Raw genomic sequence first — 18,323 nt, forward strand, 5'->3', positions numbered from 1 at the left:
CCGGTTCCTGTCAGGGAACCGGGGCCCACGTCATGCGATTCAGCCCTTCCAGGCCCGCGCCACACGGCCGTCCTTCACCTCGAAGTTCAGCCGGCCCGCGCGGTACTCCATCGTGATGATCGCCCCCGGCGGCAGCGACCGGACCGTCGACCAGCCCCGCTCACGCGCGGTCCGCTCGGCGGAGGCGGAGTCGAGGCCGACGTAGGTGTCCGGGTTGTCCTGGGGCTCGGCGGGCGGTGTCGGAATGGGTGCCATACCGCCACGCTAGGCCCTGCCCGGCGGGCGCGGAAGTCCGGATCCCGCCCGCCTCCTGTCACGCTTCTGTCACAGCGTCCCACCACCCGTTTCCCTCGCGCTCCGTCACACGGATGGGCGTTTCCCTAGCCCTTCCGTGCGTATTCGAACGAAATTCCCGCGTGTCGTACGACTTCTCCGAACGACCCGTGAGAAGGCTTGTCCGAGAACTGGCCCGGGCTCCTTTGCCCACTGATTCCGGACACGGCCAGGCAAGCTGACACCGCATAGGAAATACACGGTTCCAGCACAGAACCCCCTTACGCCCCCTGTCGCCGCGCACGACGGCGCGAGCATCATGGCGTGAGCCGAGCGAAGGGGCGAGCGATGGGGACGCAGACCGTGCACGCGACGGCACGACCCGTGCGGACCAGAGGGCGCGGGCGGGTGGTCGTCGACTGGCTGACCACCACCGACCACAAGAAGATCGGTCACCTCTATCTGATCACGTCGTTCGTGTTCTTCCTGATCGGCGGGGTCATGGCGCTGCTGATGCGGGCCGAGCTCGCCCGGCCGGGGCTGCAGATCATGGACAACCAGCAGTACAACCAGTTGTTCACGATGCACGGCACGATCATGCTGCTGCTGTTCGCGACCCCGAGCTTCGCGGGCTTCGCCAACGAGCTGATGCCGCTGCAGATCGGCGCCCCGGACGTGGCCTTCCCGCGGCTGAACATGCTGTCGTACTGGTTCTTCCTGTTCGGCGGCCTGATCGTGCTGGGTTCGCTGCTCGTGCCGTCCGGTCCGGCCGCCTTCGGCTGGTTCGCCTACGCGCCGCTGAACAACTATGCGCACTCCCCCGGCGTCGGCCCCGACCTGTGGATCATGGGCCTCGCGCTGGCCGGCTTCGGCACCATCCTCGGCGCGGTCAACTTCATCACCACGATCATCGGGATGCGCGCGCCCGGCATGACCATGTTCCGGATGCCGATCTTCACCTGGAACACGCTGTTCACGTCGATCCTGATCCTGATGGCGTTCCCGGTGCTGGCGGCCGCGCTGCTGGTCCTGGAGGCCGACCGGCGCTTCGGCTCGCAGGTCTTCGAGGCGGACAACGGCGGCGCGCTGCTGTGGCAGCACCTGTTCTGGTTCTTCGGGCATCCCGAGGTGTACATCATCGCGCTGCCGTTCTTCGGGATCATCACGGAGATCCTGCCGGTCTTCAGCCGCAAGCCGCTCTTCGGCTATCTGACGCTGATCGGCGCGACGATGGCGATCACCGGTCTGTCGATCGTGGTGTGGGCGCACCACATGTTCGTCACCGGCGCGGTGCTGCTGCCGTTCTTCTCGTTCATGACGTTCCTTATCGCCGTCCCGACGGGCGTGAAGTTCTTCAACTGGATCGGCACCATGATCAAGGGCTCGCTGTCCTTCGAGACGCCGATGCTGTGGGCGTGCGGCTTCCTTGTGACGTTCCTGTTCGGCGGCCTGACCGGGGTGATCCTGGCGTCGCCGCCGCTGGACTTCCACGTCTCGGACTCGTACTTCGTGGTGGCGCACTTCCACTACGTCGTGTTCGGCACGGTGGTCTTCGCGATCTTCGGCGGGCTGTACTTCTGGTGGCCGAAGTTCACGGGGAAGATGCTCGACGAGCGGCTCGGCAAGATCCAGTTCTGGACGCTGTTCGTCGGCTTCCACACCACGTTCCTCGTCCAGCACTGGCTGGGTGCCGAAGGGATGCCGCGCCGGTACGCCGACTACCTCGCGGCGGACGGCTTCACGGCCCTGAACACCGTCTCGACGATCGGTGCGTTCCTGCTCGGCGCCTCGACGCTGCCGTTCCTCTACAACGTCTGGAAGACCGCCAAGTACGGCGTGCCGGTCGACACCGACGACCCTTGGGGCTTCGGCCGCTCCCTGGAGTGGGCCACCTCCTGCCCGCCGCCGCGACACAACTTCACGACCCTGCCCCGGATCCGCTCCGAGTCCCCGGCGTTCGACCTGCACCATCCGGAGTACGCGGCGCTGGCTCCGCAGCCCGAGCCGAAGAGCGAGCAAGCGAGCGAGCGAGGCGGTCGTGAGCCGTCCTGATCGCCTCGGTCAGTTCGGCCGGCTCCAGCACCTCGAAGTCGAATCCCGTCATCATCACGTGGATCACCATCACCTCCAGGCTCGACGCCCCGGTGCGCAGGATGCAGCTGTCGGGCCCCTCCGCCTCCAGCACCCCCGCACTCGGTGAGATCCGCTCGGCGGCCCGTTCCTTGGGCACCAGCAGCCGCACGACCGCGTGCGAGGCGTACGCGCGCGTGGAGACGCCTAGCGAGACGTACGCGGCGAGATCCTCGGCGGGCGGGGTGCGCGCAGCGAAGCGGGGGCCGTGCGGCGGCTTCGGGGTGATCCGGTCGACGCGGAAGGTCCGCCAGTCGTCCCGGTCGAGGTCCCAGGCGACCAGGTACCAGCGCCGCTCGCTGCACACCAGGCGGTGCGGTTCGACGGTACGGCGGCTGGAGGCGCCGATGGGGGTCCCCCCGGTCGAGGTTGTTCGAGACTGGGGGCGGTCGCTGTACTCGAAGCGCAGGCGCTCGGCGTCCCGGCAGAGGTTGGCGAGTTCGGTGAGGACGGCGGGGTCGACGGCGTCCGGTTGCGGACCGCGCAGCATCGGGACGGTGAAGGCGTTCAGGGCGCCCACGCGGCGGCGCAGCCGGCTCGGCAGGACCTGCTCCAGTTTGGACAGAGCCCGTACCGAGGTCTCGCCGATGCCCTCGATGCCCTGCCCCGCGGCCGTGCGCAGGCCGACGGCGACCGCGACGGCCTCGTCGTCGTCCAGGAGCAGCGGGGGCAGCTCGGCGCCCGCGCCCAGTTGGTAGCCACCACCGGTGCCGGGGCTGGCGTTGACGGGGTAGCCCAGCGCGCGCAGCCGGTCCACGTCCCTGCGCACGGTGCGGGAGGTGACTCCGAGGCGGTCGGCAAGGTCGGCGCCGGACCATTCGCGGTGGGCCTGCAGCAGCGAGAGCAGACGCAGGAGTCGTGCCGAGGTCTCCAACATGCTGCCGAGTCTGCCAGTCATCGCGGACAGTGGCTGTCCGCAAGCCTTTCTACCTTGGGCTCATGGCAGACAACAGCGCGACCGCGAAAACCCGTGAGATCCGTCCCTTCCGGATCGACATCCCGCAGGCGCAGCTCGACGACCTGCACACCCGCCTGGACCTCACCCGCTGGCCGGACGAACTCCCGGACGCCGGCTGGGAGTACGGCGCCTCCCTGCCGTATCTCCGCGACCTCGCCGCGTACTGGCGCGGTGCCTACGACTGGCGCAAGCACGAGGCCGCCCTCAACGAGCTCCCGCAGTACGTCACCGAGATCGACGGCGCCCAGGTGTACTTCCTGCACATCCGCTCCGCCCGCCCGGACGCGCTCCCGCTGGTCCTGACGCACGGCTGGCCGGGGTCGGTCCTCGAGTTCCTCGGGGTGATCGGCTCGCTGAGCGAGCACTTCCACCTGGTGATCCCGTCCATCCCGGGCTTCGGGTTCTCCGGGCCGACGCGCGACAGGGGCTGGAACGTCAACCGGGTCGCCCGCGCGTGGGCGGAGCTGATGGGCAGGCTCGGCTACGAGCGCTACGGCGCCCAGGGCGGCGACCTGGGTGCGTTGATCTCCCCCGCACTCGCCCGGGTCGCGCCGGAGTCCGTGGTCGGCGTCCATGTGAACGCCGCCTCGGTCGGCTTCATCCCGCTCGGCCCGGTCGACGAGGAGGCGCGGCAGGGACTGACCGACCGTGAGCTGCGGAGCCTCGCGAGCATCGCCGAGTTCACCACGGACGGCTTCGGCTACAACGCGCTGCAGTCGACTCGCCCGCAGACCCTGTCGTACGGCCTGACCGACTCGCCCGTCGGCCAACTCGCCTGGATCATGGAGAAGTTCCAGGCGTGGACGCACTCCTCGGCCGCGCTGCCGGAGGACGCGATCGACCGGGACACGCTCCTGACGAACGTGATGCTGTACTGGCTGACCGGCACGGCCGGTTCCGCGGCCCGCATGTACTACGAGAACAGCCATGTGCCGGACTGGTTCCCGGGGCAGACCTCAGGAGTGCCGACCGCGGTGGCCAACTTCGGCGAGGACGTGGCGATCCGCCGCTGGGCCGAACAGGCCAACACCCTCGTCCGCTGGACGGAGTTCGACCGCGGCGGCCACTTCGCGGCCCTGGAGGTGCCCGAGCTCCTGGCCGGTGACGTCAGGAAGTTCTTCGCCTCACTGCGGTGACGGACGGGGGCTCACTGCTGATACGGCAGTTGCGGGACGTCGAAGCACGTGCGGTTCATGTCGCCCTGGGAGACCCAGCCGTGGCCGTCCTGCCAGCGAGCCACCGAAAGGCAGGTCCTGCGGGACCTCGGCGGGTCGGCCAGGCGCTCGAAGCGGACCGGGACGAGCAGACCGTGCGCGGTGTAGTCCTGGCTGCGGTTCATGAAGGCGTCGACGCACGCGCGCGTGACGCCTCGTGGCGCACAGGACTTCGCCGCGTCCGTGAACCACGTCGCGGCCGCCCAGCCCTCCAGCTGCCACTGCGAGTGCGTCTCGAGGTCCTTCGTGGCGTCCCTGAACTCCCGTACGGCCGCGTTGCCGGTGTCCTCGAAATTCCGGCTGGATCCGGTCGCCCACAGGGCGTTGCGGCAGCGTGGGGCGTCCTTGTAGTCGTCCTGGACGGTGGACGTCCAGTTCTGCACGTTGGTGACCTTGGCGGTGACCTCGACGCCGGCCGCGTCCATCGCCTCGCACAACCGGGCGTTGCCGTGGCTGTCGACGGCGTCGAAGACCAGGTCGGCGCCCTGTTCCTTCAGGTCGGCCGCCACGGCGCGGAAGTTGGGCAGCGCGAAGTCGACCTGTTCGGTGACGACCTTGTAGCCCTCGGCCTTCAGACCCTGCTCGACGAGCCGGGCGTAGGCGGCGGACGCGGCCTGGTTGTAGGAGACGACGGCCGCGGTACGGGCCCCGTGCTCGCGCTTGAAGTAGCGGTAGACCTCGGTGCCGCCGTACTGCTTGCCGCCCCAGCCGGTCGTGCCGTTGCGGGGTGCGAGGCTGCCGTAGATGCCGTAGAGGTGCGGCCAGGTGTCGTAGGCGGCGCCGATGGGCTGGCCGCCGATGTCGGGCACGCGCGCGTGGGAGACCCGGGAGGCGCCCGCGTAGTCGAGGGCGGTCGTCGCGACCAGGGCGACGACTTTGTCCTCGTCGATCAGCCGGTGCACACAGGCGTTGTCGCCGACCCCGCTGCCGCCGTCGTCGCACTCGCGCACCTCGACCCGGCGGCCGCCGACGCCCCCGCGCGCGTTGAGCCGCTCGAAGTACGCCTTGGCCCCGTCCCGCGGGCCGGTGAAGGCACTGCCGCCGACCGGGCTGGTGGCGCTGGTGACGATTCCGACGCGGATCGGGGTGCTGTCCCGGGCGGGGGTGGCCCGCTCCCGGTGTTCGAAGTCGCTCTCCGGGAGCCTGCTGCCGCACGCCGTGCCCACCGTGAGCAGCAGGACCGCGAGGGCGGCCTCAGCAGCCCGGAAGCGCCGACGCCGTGGCATTGCCGCTCAACTGGACCAGCGCGCACAGCGTGTTGACCGACACCTTCCAGGTGCCGTCCTGCTCGACCGCCGTTCCGGAGGCGTCCGGCAGGGCGGTGGCGCCGTTCAGCATCAGGGTGTACGTCACGTCGGCCGCGGTCGGCTTGGTGAACCCGACCTTGGTCACCTTCGCCTGCACCTGTCCGCCACGCTGGTCGCCGCTGAAGGCCTGGAGCACCGGCCCCATCTCGTCGCCGTTCTCCAGGACGGCCTGTTTGTCCTTGGTGGAGGTCTTCGGGTCGAAGAACTTCTCCCAGTTCGCCTTGATCTCCCGCTGTGCGGCCGCCGCGTCGGCGGGACCGCTCGGCGAGGGTGCCGCGGAAGGTGTGGTCCGCTCCACCGAAGGCGTCGGCGGCGGGCTCTCGCTGCCGCCGCCGCTGTCGTCGCTGCACGCCGTGAGGGCCACGGTGAGGGCGAACCCCACCGCTACCAGCCCTCGGCTGCCGTTCCCCCACGTGCGGTCGCTCCCGAGAACCATCTGGCTCACCACCGGGTGTCGGTCCGGGCCACGAGCGCCCGGTGCTTTCAGGGTCAGCTTCCAGAAGGCATAGTGCAAGCGATTGGCTTACATGGACAGGCACACGACATGTGGGAGCCAGAGATGCGGACAGCCCGACTGCGGACCGTGCACCCCGTCCTGTGGGCCGGCTGGGCCGCGCTCGCCGCGGGCGCGGTGCTGTGCGTCCTCGGCTGGTACGGCGTCTCGGGCGAGCGGTATGCCGAGCGGCAGCTGCCCTACCTCGCCTCGTGCACGGTGCCCGGCGCCGCGCTGATCGTCGCCGGGTCGGTGCTCCTCACCCACGGCCGGGGCGCGCTGGCCGCCGCACGTGTGGAGGAGCTGTACGGCCTCCTGGTCGCCCCGGAGCCCGTCGAGGCCGAGGAGTCCGGCACGGCGGCCGGCGCGCCCCTGGCCGTCAGCGGGGACCTGCTGATGGTGCCCGGCGGCACGCTCTGGCATCGCGCGGACTGCCCGCTGGTCGCCGGGAAGGTGGAGTCGGTCCCGGTGGACGCCAAGCTCCTGGCCGGCGGCGAGCTGGGCCCCTGCCCGATCTGCGAGCCCGTCGAGGAAACCGACTGATGTCGTCGCTGACCTACGACCTGACCCTCGCGGGTCTCTCGGTGGGCAGCGCGGCCGCGCTCACCGGAATCGGCCTGATCGTGACGTACCGCGCGACCGGCGTGCTGAACTTCGCGCACGGGGCGATCGCGATGGTGTGTGCGTACGTGCTCCGGCAGTGCGTGGTGGAGTGGGGCTGGCCGCTGTGGGCCGGGGCGGTGGTGACCCTGCTGGTCCTGGCACCGGCCCTGGGTGTGGTGCTGGAGCGTTTCGTCTTCCGGCCCCTGTCCGTCCTGGGCGGCGATCCGGCCCAGACCCTGGTGGCCTCCATCGGCGTCTTCGTGCTGCTGGTGGGCGGGGCCGCGCTGCTGTGGGGACAGGGCGCCCGGGACGACGCCCCCGAGCTCGTGCCGGCGGACCCGTGGGGGCAGCTGACGGTCGTCCTGCTCCTGGCGGCCGGCGTGGGCGCGGTGATCCGCTGGACACGCTTCGGACGGGAGCTGCGGGCCGTCGTGGACGACCGCGGGCTGGCCGTGCTCGGCGGGATCGACGCCGACCGGGTGGCAGCGGCCGGCTGGGCGTTCGGCGCGTTCACCGCGGGCCTGACGGGCGTCCTGCTGGCCCCTTACGTCCGCCTGGACCCGTACGGGCTGCCGCTGCTCGTCATGGAGGTGGTGGCGGTGGCGGTTGCCGCTCGGATGCGGAGCCTTCCGGTGGCGGTGCTGACAGCGCTGACGATCGGGGTGGCCCAGAGCCAGCTGACGAGACTGCACCCATCGGGCCGGGGCGAGGCGCTGCTCCAGGCGGTGGGGGCGAACCTGTTCGTCGTGGCCCTCCTCGTCGCGGCCCTGGCGTTGCCCCGCGTCGGCACCCGGGACGCGCTCCCGCGCACGGCCACCGCGCGCGTGCCCACGCCTCAGGGCGCGTGGATCGTCGCGGTGGTGCTGTTCCTGCTCCCGCTCGGCTTCGCGGGCTCGGACCTGCACACGTCGGTCCAGGTCCCGGCACTGGGCGTGGTCCTGCTCTCCCTCGTGGTCGTGACGGGCAGGAGCGGCCAGATCTCCCTCGGACAAGCGGCCTACGCGGGCCTGGGCGCCCTGTTCACGGCCCTGCTGGCGGCGGGCCGCTTCCCCGGCCTCCCGCGCCTGCCGGAGCTGGCCGCGCTGACGCTCGCGGTGGTCCTGGTGGCCCCCCTGGGCCTCCTCACCGGCTGGCCGGCGATCACCCGCCGGGGCCTGGCGCTGGCCCTCGCCACGTTCGCGGTCGGCGTGGGCGTGAGCCGTTTCGTCTTCGCCCAGCCGTACGCCACGTCCGGTCTGTCCCTGGAGCGTCCCGAGGGCTTCGACGGCGACCGCGCGTACTACGTCCTGGAGCTGGGCCTGCTCGCGCTCGCCCTCCTGGCGACCCACGCGCTGCGCCGAGGCCGCACGGGCCGGGCCCTGGCCGCGCTGCGCGACCACGAGTCCGGAGCCTCGGCGGCAGGCGTCCGGGTCCCCGCCCTGAAACTCCTCGCCTTCGTCGCGGGCGCCGCCCTGGCCGCCCTGGGCGGCGGGATGCTCGGCATGGGCCTGCGCGCCTTCGACCCCACCGCCTACGACCCCGTCCGCGGCCTCCTCTGGTTCGCCGCGGTGGTCGTCCTGGGCGCCGACAGCGCCCTGGGCGCCCTGGGAGCGGCAGCTCTGCTGGTCGGCCTCGACGCGGGGGCGCGGGGCGGGGTGGCGGCGGCGCTGATCGGAGTGCTGGCGGTGCTGGTGGGCCGCTTTCCCGGGGGGCCGTACGAGGCGGTGCGGGCGGTGGCGGGGCGGCTGAGGCCGAGCAGGCCGGCAGTCCTGACCCCGCTGGGAGCCGAGGTGAAGCAACGCCTGCATGCGTCCCGCCGGGTACCCGCACCCCCCGACGGCGCTCCGCCCCCACAGGGGCCACCCGCGCCCGGCCATGAACGCGGCACGGGTGGTGCGGGGGGAAACGCGGACCCGGCCGAGGACCGGGCAGTCCTCACCGCCCACGACCTCCACGCCCGCTACGACGGCTTCACCGCCCTCGCCGGAGTCGACCTCACCGTCCCACCCGGCAGAATCACCGCGATCATCGGCCCCAACGGCGCCGGAAAGTCCACCCTGTTCCACTGCCTTGCGGGAACGCTCCGCCCCACCCAAGGCCAAGTCCGCTACGGCGACCGCGACATCACGCACCTGTCCCCCCACGCCCGCACCCGCCTCGGCATCGCCCGCACCTTCCAGGAACTCGCCGTCTTCCCGACCCTGACCGTTGCCGAGAACGTCCGAGTAGGCGCGGAACAGGGCCACATCGCCGATCCGGCCGCCACGGCCCGCGCCCTGAGACTGCTCGGCCTCGACGACCCCGTGCAGGACTCCCCCGCCGCCGGGCTCCCCACCGGCACCCTCCGACGCGTGGAACTCGCCAGAGCCCTCGCCGGCAGCCCTGGCGTCCTGCTCCTGGACGAACCCGCCGCCGGCCTGGACACGGCCGAGGTGACCGCCCTGGCCCGCGTCCTCAGGGCCCTCGCGGCGGACGGCACCGCCCTCCTCGTGGTCGAGCACGACCTCGACCTGGTCGCCGACCTCGCGGACGTCGTGCACGTCATGACCGCGGGCCGTGTCATCGCCTCCGGCCCCCCGGCCCACGTGCTGGACGCACTCGACGCCCGGGAGACCGCCTTATGACAGCCCTCACCGCCATCTCCCTACGGCACGCGCGCGTGCGCTACGGTCCCCTGGAAGCCCTGCACGGCATCACCCTCACCGCGCCCGGCCCCGGCCTCACCGTCCTGCTGGGCCGCAACGGCTCCGGCCGTACGACGGCGTTGCGCGCCCTGGCCGGAACGGTGCCGCTCACCGACGGCAGCGTGGTGTGGGACGGCGCCGACGTGACCCGCGTGCCGGCGTACGAGCGGGCCCGGCGCGGTCTGTGTCTGGTCCCCGAGCGCCGGGCGGTGTTCGGTTCCCTCACCGTCCGCGAGAACCTCGAACTCGCCGCCCCCGCCCACGACCTGGCCCTGGACGCCTACCCGCAGCTGGCCGCCCTGCTTCCCCGCCGCGCCGGGACCCTCTCCGGCGGCGAGCAGCGCATGCTCGCCCTCTCCCGTGCCCTGCTGGCACGCGCGCGTGTGGTCCTCGTCGACGAACCCGCGCAAGGCATGTCCCCCGCGGTCGCGGCCCGCACGTACGAACTCCTCGCCGCACTGGACGCGTGCGTGGTCGTGGCCGAGCAACGGCTGCCGCCCACGCTGCACGGCCGGACGGCGATCGTGTACGAACTGCGGCGCGGCGCGGTCGGGTTCAGCGGAGAGGCGGCGGAGCTGCGGCCGGGACGGGCCTGACCGCTCCGTATGCGCCCGCACGACGAGGGCCCCGACCGGTCGGGAGACCGGACGGGGCCCCGTGCCCGTGGCAGGGGGGAGCTCTCAGATTTCGAGGCGCTGCCCGGGCACGATCAGGTCGGGATCAGCGCCGATGACGGCCTCGTTGGCGGCGTAGAGCTTCTGCCACGTGGTCCCGTGCCGGGCGGCGACCTTGCTCAGTGTGTCGCCCGGGCGGACGGTGTAGTCGCCGCGGGAGGCGCTGCGGTCGATGTGGTTCTCCGAACGGGCCGGCGTCTTCGCCGGCTTGGACGGAGCGGCCTTGGTCCCGGTCGAGGTCCCCGCCGAGCCGGAGGAGGCCGCCGGCGCGCTGCCGTACGCCCCGGCGCGTGCCGAGCAGGTCGGCCAGGCGCCCCAACCCTGGGCGCTCTGGACCTTGGTGGCGACGGCGATCTGCTGGGACTCGGTGGCCTGGTCGGCGGTGGGCGCGTAGGCCGTACCGCCGTACGCGCGCCACGTGCCGGCGGAGAACTGGAGTCCTCCGTAGTAGCCGTTTCCGGTGTTGATGTGCCAGTTCCCGCCACTCTCGCACTGGGCGATGCGGTCCCACACCCCGCCGTCCGCCGCCACCGAGTTGCCGGCCGCGGCCAGCAGCCCGAGCGGGGCGAGCAGGACGGCCCCGGCGAGGGCCGTGGTGGTTCGGGTCCTACGAGAGTTGTCGCGGGTGGTATCGGCACATTCGGACATGTGATTCCCTCTCGAACAACTCGGGCTCCCCCAAGGCGGAACGCACTCCCGGCACAGGGGCCGGGTGGTCGCGCTCCGCCCCGCCCGCCGGTAGGTGGTGCGATGTGCTGGCTTCGTACGTCGGCGGACGTTCCCGAGCGGTGCTCGCTGCACACGGCGGAGGAATGTAGAGAGCCTGTGGAGGTGTCAGCAACCAACTCCTTGTCATTCCAGGCCAGTCCGCCGTTACCGAGGGTATCGGCGAATTCCAGTCACCCACTTCATTCGCCGATTTCCTGATTTGTCGACCAGCACCCCTGTCGACCTGTGACCCACTTCACGCAACCAACCCCCTTTGACATCCGTCCACTTGACCCTGAGTGCCCGACTCCGTACCCGTGGTGACCCTGCGCGGTGGTTGGTTCGATTCCGTTCGCCCTGGGGCGTGACTCCCGCCACAGATCACCCGTTGTCTTCTTCATGAGCCCGGGACCCACCCGGGCACCACATCCTGAGGGAGCCACCCGTGCCGCGCATGCTCGACGTCAGCGACGAGGTACGCGCTGAGATCGGCGACGAAGAAGCCGACCGGCTGCTCGCCGGAGACAACGCCCCCGGCAGCTACGACTGCACGTCCTGCCGCACCCAGGGCGACTCCGAACAGGAGCGCACCAGCACCGTCCTGTTCATCGGCGACGAGACCGCCGTCCTGGCCTTCGCCCACGCCACCTGCCTGCCCTCCCAGGTCGTCCAGGTCACCGAGGAACAGCTCCAGGGCGCGGTGAAGTCCATCACCGGCGACTCCGTCGACCTGGACCCGGACAAGGTCGTACCCGAGCAGGCGGTGCTCGGGGTGACCAGCGGACTCATTCTGATCGCCGGGGAGTTGCACCCGGCGCTGGTCGTGGAACCGACGGGGCCCATCGCACGGCCGGGCGCGACGGGACGCGGCGACGACTTCCTGCCGCTGCTGATCGAGCAGGGGTTCATGCCGCTGACGGCGATCGAGTCCGTGCCGTCCGTGCTGCACGGATGGTCGGTGCTGCTCGCGGTGGGACAGCTGCACGCCGTGCTCCAGCCGTCGCCGAACGGCGGTCAGCCGGTGGCCTGGTGGCAGGCGCACCAGCCGCTCCAGGTGACGGACAGCTGGCGGGCCGCCGTCAACAAGCACCAGCAGGTGCTGATGTTCGCCGCGCCGGTGGGGTCCATCGGACGGCAGCCTCGCGAGGACCTGCTGCGGGACGCGCTCGACAAGGCGGCGGCGAACGGCAAATTGGTCGCGGCCGCGATGCCGCTCGCGGGCACGTGAGGAACGGCTGAAGGATCACGCCGAACCGCATCCCCGAGGTCCCGGTGTCGTTTGGACATACGTGCACCCATACGACGCTCCGCGCCGGTTTCCCGGCGAACCATCGGCCACGCCGATCTACGACGCGCTCTACTCCGAGTACGTCAAGACCTTCCGTTCGCTGCCGGGTGACCGCAGCGGCGAGGAGGAGCTGGGCTTCACCGCGTTCGGGAACATCCCGCACGCCTCGGGCTCGTTCAGCAGCTCGTACAGCGCCTACAGCGCGGGGGCGTTCAGCGCCCGCCAGCAGTCGCAGTGGCAGCTGGTGGGACACATCGGACAGCAGCACAGCGGGATGCACCACGTCCCGGCGGCGCTGCCACCCGGTCCCCGCAGAGGGAACTGAGACATGAGGAAGGGCGGCCCCGGTGGGGCCGCCCTTCCTCATGTCTGCGTCACTTCTTCTTCGCGCCGCGCTTCTCGCGCACCCGCACCGAGATGTGGATCGGGGTGCCCTCGAAGCCGAACTCCTCGCGCAGCCGGCGCTCGATGAAGCGCCGGTAGCCCGCCTCGATGAACCCGGAGGCGAAGAGCACGAACCGCGGCGGCTTGGTGCCGGCCTGGGTGCCGAAGAGGATGCGCGGCTGCTTGCCGCCCCGGATCGGGTGCGGGTGGGCGGCGACCAGCTCGCCGAGGAAGGCGTTCAGGCGGCCCGTCGGGACCCGCGTCTCCCAGCCCGCCAGCGCCGCCTCGATAGCGGGAACCAGCTTCTCCATGTGCCGGCCGGTGCGCGCGGAGACGTTGACCCGGGGCGCCCAGGCGACCTGGCCGAGCTCGGTCTCGATCTCCCGCTCCAGGTAGTAGCGGCGCTCCTCGTCGAGGGTGTCCCACTTGTTGTAGGCGAGGACGATCGCACGGCCCGCGTCGACGGCCATGGTGACGATCCGCTGGTCCTGGACCGAGATGGACTCGGAGCCGTCGATCAGGATGACCGCCACCTCGGCCTTCTCGACGGCGGCGGCGGTGCGCAGCGAGGCGTAGTAGTCGGCGCCCTGCTGGAGGTGGACCCGCTTGCGGATGCCGGCGGTGTCGACGAACTTCCAGGTGATGCCGCCGAGTTCGATCAGCTCGTCGACCGGGTCGCGGGTGGTGCCGGCCATCTCGTTGACGACGACGCGCTCCTCACCGGCCACCTTGTTCAGCAGCGAGGACTTGCCGACGTTCGGGCGGCCGATCAGCGCGATGCGTCGCGGGCCGCCGATCCCGGTGCCGCCGAAGGTCTGCTCGGGCGCCTCCGGCAGCGCCTCCAGGACGGCGTCCAGCATGTCGCCGGTGCCCCGGCCGTGCAGCGCGGAGACGGGGTGCGGCTCGCCGAGGCCCAGGGACCACAGGTACGCCGCGTCGGACTCGCCGCTCAGGCCGTCGACCTTGTTGGCGGCCAGCACCACGGGCTTGCCGGCCTTGCGCAGCAGTCGTACGACCGCCTCGTCGGTGTCGGTGGCGCCCACCTTGGCGTCCACGACGAACACGACGGCGTCGGCGGCCTCGATCGCGTACTCGGCCTGCGCGGCCACGGAGGCGTCGATGCCGAGGACGTCCTGCTCCCAGCCGCCGGTGTCGACGACCTTGAAGCGGCGCCCCGCCCACTCGGCCTCGTAGGTGACGCGGTCGCGGGTGACGCCGGGCTTGTCCTCCACGACGGCCTCGCGGCGCCCGATGATGCGGTTCACCAGAGTCGACTTGCCGACATTCGGGCGCCCGACGACGGCGAGCACGGGCAGCGGACCGTGACCGGCCGCCTCGATGGCACCCTCGACGTCCTCGACGTCGAAGCCCTCTTCCGCGGCGAGCTCCATGAACTCCGCGTACTCGGCATCGCCAAGCGCCCCGTGGTCGTGCTCCTCGCCCGAGCCCTCGGAGTGGATGTGGTCGTTCATGAAGTCCGTACCTCGTTCATCGTGGTGATCGGTGGACCACCCGGCCCTTTCGCCGGGTTGATCCACTACTCAGTGTCGCCCAGGACCCGCCCGGCGGATCATGCCGGCGTCGCGGGCCCTGGCACGCACATCTGCCGCGTTGTCGTCGGTCGCCGACGCTCCGCGTCGACTCCCTCCTCCGCCTTGCAGCTGCACGCACCAGACCCCGCTCACGTGGGCTGCCGAAGTACCGTACCTCGCAGCCGCCCTGATCCGCCGGACAGGCCCTAGCGCCCGGTGAGGCGCCTGGCGTTTTGCAGGTGACTGCTCAGTTGCTTCTGGATGCGCTCGGTCGCCTCGTCGAGCGCCGTGCGGGTGCGCCGTCCGCTGCCGTCGCCTGCCTCGAAGGGGTCGCCGAAGACGACGTCGACGCGGCTGCGCAGCGGAGGCAGCCCCTTTATCAACCGTCCCGGCTTCTCCGAGCTTCCCAGAACCGCGACCGGCACGACCGGCGCACCGCTGCGGACCGCGAAGTAGGCGAGGCCGGCGCGCAGGGAGGCGAAGTCGCCCTCGCCCCGGGTGCCCTCGGGGAAGATACCGAGGACCCCTCCGGACTTGAGGACGTCGAGCGCCTGGGTGATCGCCCCCCGGTCGGCGCCCGAGCGGTCCACCTTGACCTGCCCGATCGCGATCAGGAAGGGATCCAGCGGCCCGATGAACGCCTCCTTCTTGATCAGGAAGTGCGTCGGCCGGGGTGACACACCCATGACCATCGGGCCGTCGATGTTGTGCGAGTGGTTGACGGCGAGGATCGCGGGCCCGGTCGCGGGCATCCGCCAGGCGCCGAGCACCCGCGGCTTCCACAGCCCGTACATCAGCCCGACGCCGATCCGCCGCCCGACCTCGGCGCCCTTCTCCGACGGAACGCTCACTTCCCGGCCCGCTTCTCCTCGACGAGGGTGACGACGCACTCGATGACCTGCGCGAGGGTGAGCTCGGTGGTGTCCACCTCGACCGCGTCGTCCGCCTTGGCGAGCGGCGAGGTCTTCCGGCTGGAGTCGGCCGCGTCCCGCTTGATCAGGGCCTCGCGGGTGGCCTGGACGTCCGCACTCTTCAGCTCACCGCTGCGGCGGGCCGCGCGGGCCTCCGGCGAGGCGGTGAGGAAGATCTTGAGGTCGGCGTCGGGCAGCACGGTCGTACCGATGTCGCGGCCCTCGACGACTATCCCCTTCTCGGCGGAGGCCGCGATCGACCGCTGGAGCTCGGTGATCCGGGCCCGCACCTCGGGCACCGCGCTCACGGCGCTGACCTTGGAGGTGACCTCCTGGCTCCGGATCGGACCGGCCACATCCGTCCCGTCCACCGTGATCGTCGGGTTCTCCGGGTCGGTGCCGGAGACGATCTCCGCCTTCCCCGCGACGGCGGCGATCGCGGACGGGTCGTCGATGTCCATCCCGTTGGTCACCATCCACCAGGTGATCGCCCGGTACTGGGCCCCGGTGTCCAGGTAGCTCAGCCCCAGCTGCGCGGCGACAGCCTTCGAGGTGCTCGACTTGCCCGTGCCGGAGGGGCCGTCGATGGCGACAATCACGGGCTGGGCGGCGCCGTTTTCCACGGGGGGACACCTTTCGGGTGCGGTCTGGCGGGTGGTGTGGGGGCGCGACTGTGCCCCGCACAAGGTTACTGGGTGCGCGTCACCCGTCCGGACGCCGTCGTCCCGACGCCGGTCCGGGCCGGGCAAGGGCCCCGGGGCGGGCCCTACTGCCGAATGGCCCAGCCCCGCTCCCGCAGCGACGCCGCCAGCACGGGCGCGGCCGACGGCTCCACCATGAGCTGCACCAGACCCGCCTGCTGTCCCGTCGCGTGCTCGATCCGAACGTCCTCGATATTGACCCCGGCCCGCCCCGCGTCCGCGAAGATCCGGGCGAGCTGCCCGGGCTGGTCGTCGATGAGCACGGCCACGACCTCGTACACCCGGGGCGCGGACCCGTGCTTGCCGGGCACCCGCACCTGCCCGGCGTTCCCCCGCCGCAGCATGTCCTCGATGCCGGACGCGCCCTCGCCCCGCTTGGAATCGTCGGCGGACTGGAGCGCCCGCAGGGCCCGCACGGTCTCCTCCAGATCCCCGGCGACATCCGTGAGCAGATCGGCCACCGGCCCCGGGTTCGCGGAGAGGATGTCGATCCACATCCCGGGGTCGGACGCGGCGATCCGGGTCACGTCCCGGATCCCCTGCCCACACAGGCGTACGGCGGCCTCCTCGGCGTGCTCGAGCCGCGCGGCGACCATGCTGGACACCAGATGGGGCATGTGTGAGACGAGCGCCACAGCACGGTCGTGGGCGTCGGCGTCCATGACCACCGGCACCGCGCGGCAGTGCGAGACCAGTTCCAGCGCGAGGTTCAGCACCTCGGTGTCGGTGTCCCGGGTCGGGGTCAGCACCCACGGCCGCCCCTCGAAGAGGTCCCCGGAGGCGGCCAGCGGCCCGGACTTCTCCCGGCCGGACATCGGATGCGTACCGATGTACGAGGAGAGGTCGAGTCCCAGCCCCTCCAGCTCCCGCCGCGGCCCGCCCTTGACGCTGGCCACGTCGATGTACCCGCGAGCGACACCCCGTCGCATGGCGTCGGCGAGCACTCCGGCCACGTGCGCGGGCGGCGCGGCGACGATCGCGAGGTCCACGGGCCTGTCGGGCGCCTCGTCCGTACCCGCGCCGAGGGCGGCAGCCGTGCGGGCCTGCTCGGGGTCGTGGTCGGCGAGGTGGACGGTGACTCCCCGCGCCGCCAGTGCCAGCGCGGCCGACGTCCCGATCAGCCCGGTCCCGATGACGAGCGCGGTCCTCACTGGGCGATGTCCTTGCGCAGGGCGGCCGCGGCACCGAGGTAGACATGCACGATGTCGGCGCGGGGCCGGTCGGACTCGATGTGCGCGAGGACCCGGACGACGCGGGGCATGGCGCCCTCGATGTCGAGTTCCTGCGCGCAGATCAGCGGTACGTCGACGATGCCGAGCTTGCGGGCCGCGGCCGCCGGGAAGTCGCTGTGCAGGTCGGGCGTGGCCGTGAACCAGATGCTGATCAGGTCGTCCGCGGTCAGCTCGTTCCGCTCCATGATGGCGGTGAGCAGCGCCCCGACCTGCTCGTCCATGTGGCCGGCCTCGTCCTGTTCCAGTTGGACGGCGCCCCGGACCGCTCGTACCGCCACGGCATTGCTCCTTGCTGATGTACAACCCGGCTCTTCGTACGACCAGCCTAGTCAGCCCGTGCGGGGCGGGTGGGTGGCGCCCGCCCCCTGAGATGGCTTCCCGGACCGTGTCAATGTCACCCGAACGTCGCAGTTCCGCTACTTGGGGTGGAAACACACCCGTGCGCCTCTGGACGCGGGACCCCGGGTCCGCTCTGATGGCAGGAAACTCGCCTCGGGGGAGGCCCCTTTCATGAAGCGTTCCGGACCGTTGCTGACACTGCTCGCGGGGTTGCTGTTCGGCCTGTTCATGCTCTCGCTCAACGCCACCACGGGAGAGAAGTCCACGTCCTCGTACGTGAAGCCGCCGGCGTCCGTGAAGCCGTCGGCCGGCACCAAGGCATCACCGGGCACCGCACCGGCATCCACGTCCGCGCCGCCCAGCCCGTCCCCGGCCCGGACCTCGGTGCCCGAGGGCGTCTACACGGGCCGTACCGACGACGACTCCTCCGCGGTCGCGGTCACGGTGCGCGACGACAAGGCGATCGCGTACGTCTGCGACGGCCACAACATCGAGTCGTGGCTGCAGGGCGACGTGACGGACGACGGCAGCCTGCGCCTCACCGGAAAGGGCGGCGCGAGCCTGGACGCCAAGGTGAAGGGGACCAAGGAGCTCCACGGCACGGCCCACGTCGGCAGCGGGAGCTACGCCTTCACCATCGGCAGGACGAAGAAGTCCTCCGGGCTCTACAAGGCGAACAGCACCGTGGCCGGCGCGAAGATCGAAGGCGGCTGGATCATCCTGCCGGACGGCGAGCAGGTCGGCATCGTCAAGCGCGACGGCAAGCCCTCCCCGGCGCCGGAGATCGACCCCGAGACCGGTGCGGTGACGGTCGACGGACAGCAGCTCACGGCCCGCCCGGTAACACCCTGACCCTAGGGCCTGTCCGGCGGGTCATGCCGGCGTCGCGGGGCTGGGCACGCCCGTCTGCACC

General features: G+C 71.5%; 17 protein-coding genes and 1 pseudogene. 8 read left to right on the forward strand and 10 right to left on the reverse strand.

The window, feature by feature from the left end; genetic code table 11:
• Positions 1-39: 39 nt before the first annotated feature.
• Positions 40-255, reverse strand: coding sequence for an I78 family peptidase inhibitor (locus ABZT06_RS25605; RefSeq protein ID WP_037715597.1), 216 nt, complete (start codon positions 253-255; stop codon positions 40-42).
• 366 nt (positions 256-621) lie between these two features.
• On the opposite strand from ABZT06_RS25605, the pseudogene ctaD reads away from it, so the two are divergent.
• A pseudogene (gene ctaD, locus ABZT06_RS25610) lies at positions 622-2,295 on the forward strand (cytochrome c oxidase subunit I); the annotation flags it as partial.
• Here ctaD and ABZT06_RS25615 read toward each other — a convergent pair.
• Positions 2,192-3,280, reverse strand: a complete 1,089-nt coding sequence (locus tag ABZT06_RS25615; RefSeq protein WP_355745213.1) for a YafY family protein — start codon at positions 3,278-3,280, stop codon at positions 2,192-2,194. The pseudogene ctaD and the gene ABZT06_RS25615 sit on opposite strands and share 104 nt — an antisense overlap.
• Positions 3,281-3,342: 62 nt before the next feature.
• On the opposite strand from ABZT06_RS25615, the gene ABZT06_RS25620 reads away from it, so the two are divergent.
• Positions 3,343-4,497: an epoxide hydrolase family protein gene (locus ABZT06_RS25620; RefSeq protein WP_355745216.1), complete on the forward strand. Its 1,155-nt coding sequence runs from the start codon at positions 3,343-3,345 to the stop codon at positions 4,495-4,497.
• An 11-nt stretch (positions 4,498-4,508) separates the two neighbouring features.
• Here ABZT06_RS25620 and ABZT06_RS25625 read toward each other — a convergent pair whose 3' ends face one another.
• A complete protein-coding gene (locus tag ABZT06_RS25625; protein ID WP_355745219.1) occupies positions 4,509-5,801 on the reverse strand; it encodes an ABC transporter substrate-binding protein in 1,293 nt (430 codons plus the stop codon).
• On the reverse strand, positions 5,770-6,318 hold the full coding sequence (locus ABZT06_RS25630) for a hypothetical protein (protein ID WP_355745222.1): 549 nt from the start codon (positions 6,316-6,318) through the stop codon (positions 5,770-5,772). Before ABZT06_RS25630 ends, ABZT06_RS25625 begins: the two co-directional genes overlap by 32 nt.
• Before the next feature lie 123 nt (positions 6,319-6,441).
• Between ABZT06_RS25630 and ABZT06_RS25635 the strand changes: the two genes are divergently transcribed.
• Genes ABZT06_RS25635 through ABZT06_RS25645 form a run of 3 tightly spaced genes read left to right on the forward strand, consistent with a single transcriptional unit; the run spans position 6,442 to position 10,237 of the window.
• On the forward strand, positions 6,442-6,918 hold the full coding sequence (locus ABZT06_RS25635; protein ID WP_355745225.1) for a hypothetical protein: 477 nt from the start codon (positions 6,442-6,444) through the stop codon (positions 6,916-6,918).
• Entirely contained in the window at positions 6,918-9,581 is a 2,664-nt protein-coding gene (locus ABZT06_RS25640) for a branched-chain amino acid ABC transporter permease/ATP-binding protein (protein WP_355745228.1), read from the forward strand. Before ABZT06_RS25635 ends, ABZT06_RS25640 begins: the two co-directional genes overlap by 1 nt.
• Entirely contained in the window at positions 9,578-10,237 is a 660-nt protein-coding gene (locus ABZT06_RS25645; protein WP_355745231.1) for an ATP-binding cassette domain-containing protein, read from the forward strand. The genes ABZT06_RS25640 and ABZT06_RS25645 overlap by 4 nt, the downstream gene beginning before the upstream one ends.
• An 84-nt stretch (positions 10,238-10,321) precedes the next feature.
• Here the strand turns inward: ABZT06_RS25645 and ABZT06_RS25650 are convergent, their stop codons facing one another.
• Complete coding sequence (locus ABZT06_RS25650; RefSeq protein ID WP_355745234.1) at positions 10,322-10,963, reverse strand: transglycosylase family protein; 642 nt, start codon at positions 10,961-10,963, stop codon at positions 10,322-10,324.
• Positions 10,964-11,468: 505 nt separating this feature from the next.
• Here ABZT06_RS25650 and ABZT06_RS25655 point away from each other — a divergent pair.
• Complete coding sequence (locus ABZT06_RS25655; protein WP_355745237.1) at positions 11,469-12,251, forward strand: hypothetical protein; 783 nt, start codon at positions 11,469-11,471, stop codon at positions 12,249-12,251.
• Positions 12,252-12,312: 61 nt separating this feature from the next.
• Positions 12,313-12,636: a hypothetical protein gene (locus tag ABZT06_RS25660; RefSeq protein ID WP_355745240.1), complete on the forward strand. Its 324-nt coding sequence runs from the start codon at positions 12,313-12,315 to the stop codon at positions 12,634-12,636.
• Positions 12,637-12,685: 49 nt separating this feature from the next.
• On the opposite strand, the gene der is transcribed toward ABZT06_RS25660, so the two are convergent.
• The 5 genes from der to aroH form a co-directional block, all read right to left on the reverse strand.
• The gene (gene der, locus ABZT06_RS25665) at positions 12,686-14,167 is read right to left on the reverse strand and encodes a ribosome biogenesis GTPase Der (protein WP_355745243.1); all 1,482 of its coding nucleotides are present in this window, start codon (positions 14,165-14,167) and stop codon (positions 12,686-12,688) included.
• Between the two features lie 266 nt (positions 14,168-14,433).
• On the reverse strand, positions 14,434-15,117 hold the full coding sequence (locus ABZT06_RS25670) for a lysophospholipid acyltransferase family protein (protein ID WP_355745246.1): 684 nt from the start codon (positions 15,115-15,117) through the stop codon (positions 14,434-14,436).
• On the reverse strand, positions 15,075-15,761 hold the full coding sequence (gene cmk, locus ABZT06_RS25675) for a (d)CMP kinase (RefSeq protein WP_355745249.1): 687 nt from the start codon (positions 15,759-15,761) through the stop codon (positions 15,075-15,077). Before cmk ends, ABZT06_RS25670 begins: the two co-directional genes overlap by 43 nt.
• A 143-nt stretch (positions 15,762-15,904) precedes the next feature.
• Positions 15,905-16,990, reverse strand: coding sequence for a prephenate dehydrogenase (locus ABZT06_RS25680; RefSeq protein ID WP_355745252.1), 1,086 nt, complete (start codon positions 16,988-16,990; stop codon positions 15,905-15,907).
• Positions 16,987-17,349, reverse strand: a complete 363-nt coding sequence (gene aroH, locus ABZT06_RS25685) for a chorismate mutase (RefSeq protein WP_355745255.1) — start codon at positions 17,347-17,349, stop codon at positions 16,987-16,989. Before aroH ends, ABZT06_RS25680 begins: the two co-directional genes overlap by 4 nt.
• A gap of 232 nt (positions 17,350-17,581) precedes the next feature.
• On the opposite strand from aroH, the gene ABZT06_RS25690 reads away from it, so the two are divergent.
• Entirely contained in the window at positions 17,582-18,262 is a 681-nt protein-coding gene (locus tag ABZT06_RS25690; RefSeq protein WP_355745258.1) for a hypothetical protein, read from the forward strand.
• The last annotated feature ends 61 nt before the right edge of the window (positions 18,263-18,323 follow it).

It is taken from the genome of Streptomyces sp. NPDC005483, assembly GCF_040606035.1.
Taxonomy (GTDB): domain Bacteria; phylum Actinomycetota; class Actinomycetes; order Streptomycetales; family Streptomycetaceae; genus Streptomyces.

Bases quoted from the DNA above. Each gene is read 5' to 3' on its own strand.
- ABZT06_RS25690 (WP_355745258.1), top strand. From the start codon at position 17,582: ATGAAGCGTTCCGGACCGTTGCTGACACTGCTCGCGGGGTTGCTGTTC.
- ABZT06_RS25605 (WP_037715597.1), bottom strand. From the start codon at position 255: ATGGCACCCATTCCGACACCGCCCGCCGAGCCCCAGGACAACCCGGAC.
- ABZT06_RS25640 (WP_355745228.1), top strand. From the start codon at position 6,918: ATGTCGTCGCTGACCTACGACCTGACCCTCGCGGGTCTCTCGGTGGGC.
- ABZT06_RS25615 (WP_355745213.1), bottom strand. From the start codon at position 3,280: ATGTTGGAGACCTCGGCACGACTCCTGCGTCTGCTCTCGCTGCTGCAG.
- ABZT06_RS25635 (WP_355745225.1), top strand. From the start codon at position 6,442: ATGCGGACAGCCCGACTGCGGACCGTGCACCCCGTCCTGTGGGCCGGC.
- ABZT06_RS25630 (WP_355745222.1), bottom strand. From the start codon at position 6,318: ATGGTTCTCGGGAGCGACCGCACGTGGGGGAACGGCAGCCGAGGGCTG.
- der (WP_355745243.1), bottom strand. From the start codon at position 14,167: ATGAACGACCACATCCACTCCGAGGGCTCGGGCGAGGAGCACGACCAC.
- ABZT06_RS25625 (WP_355745219.1), bottom strand. From the start codon at position 5,801: ATGCCACGGCGTCGGCGCTTCCGGGCTGCTGAGGCCGCCCTCGCGGTC.
- ABZT06_RS25650 (WP_355745234.1), bottom strand. From the start codon at position 10,963: ATGTCCGAATGTGCCGATACCACCCGCGACAACTCTCGTAGGACCCGA.
- ABZT06_RS25620 (WP_355745216.1), top strand. From the start codon at position 3,343: ATGGCAGACAACAGCGCGACCGCGAAAACCCGTGAGATCCGTCCCTTC.
- ABZT06_RS25645 (WP_355745231.1), top strand. From the start codon at position 9,578: ATGACAGCCCTCACCGCCATCTCCCTACGGCACGCGCGCGTGCGCTAC.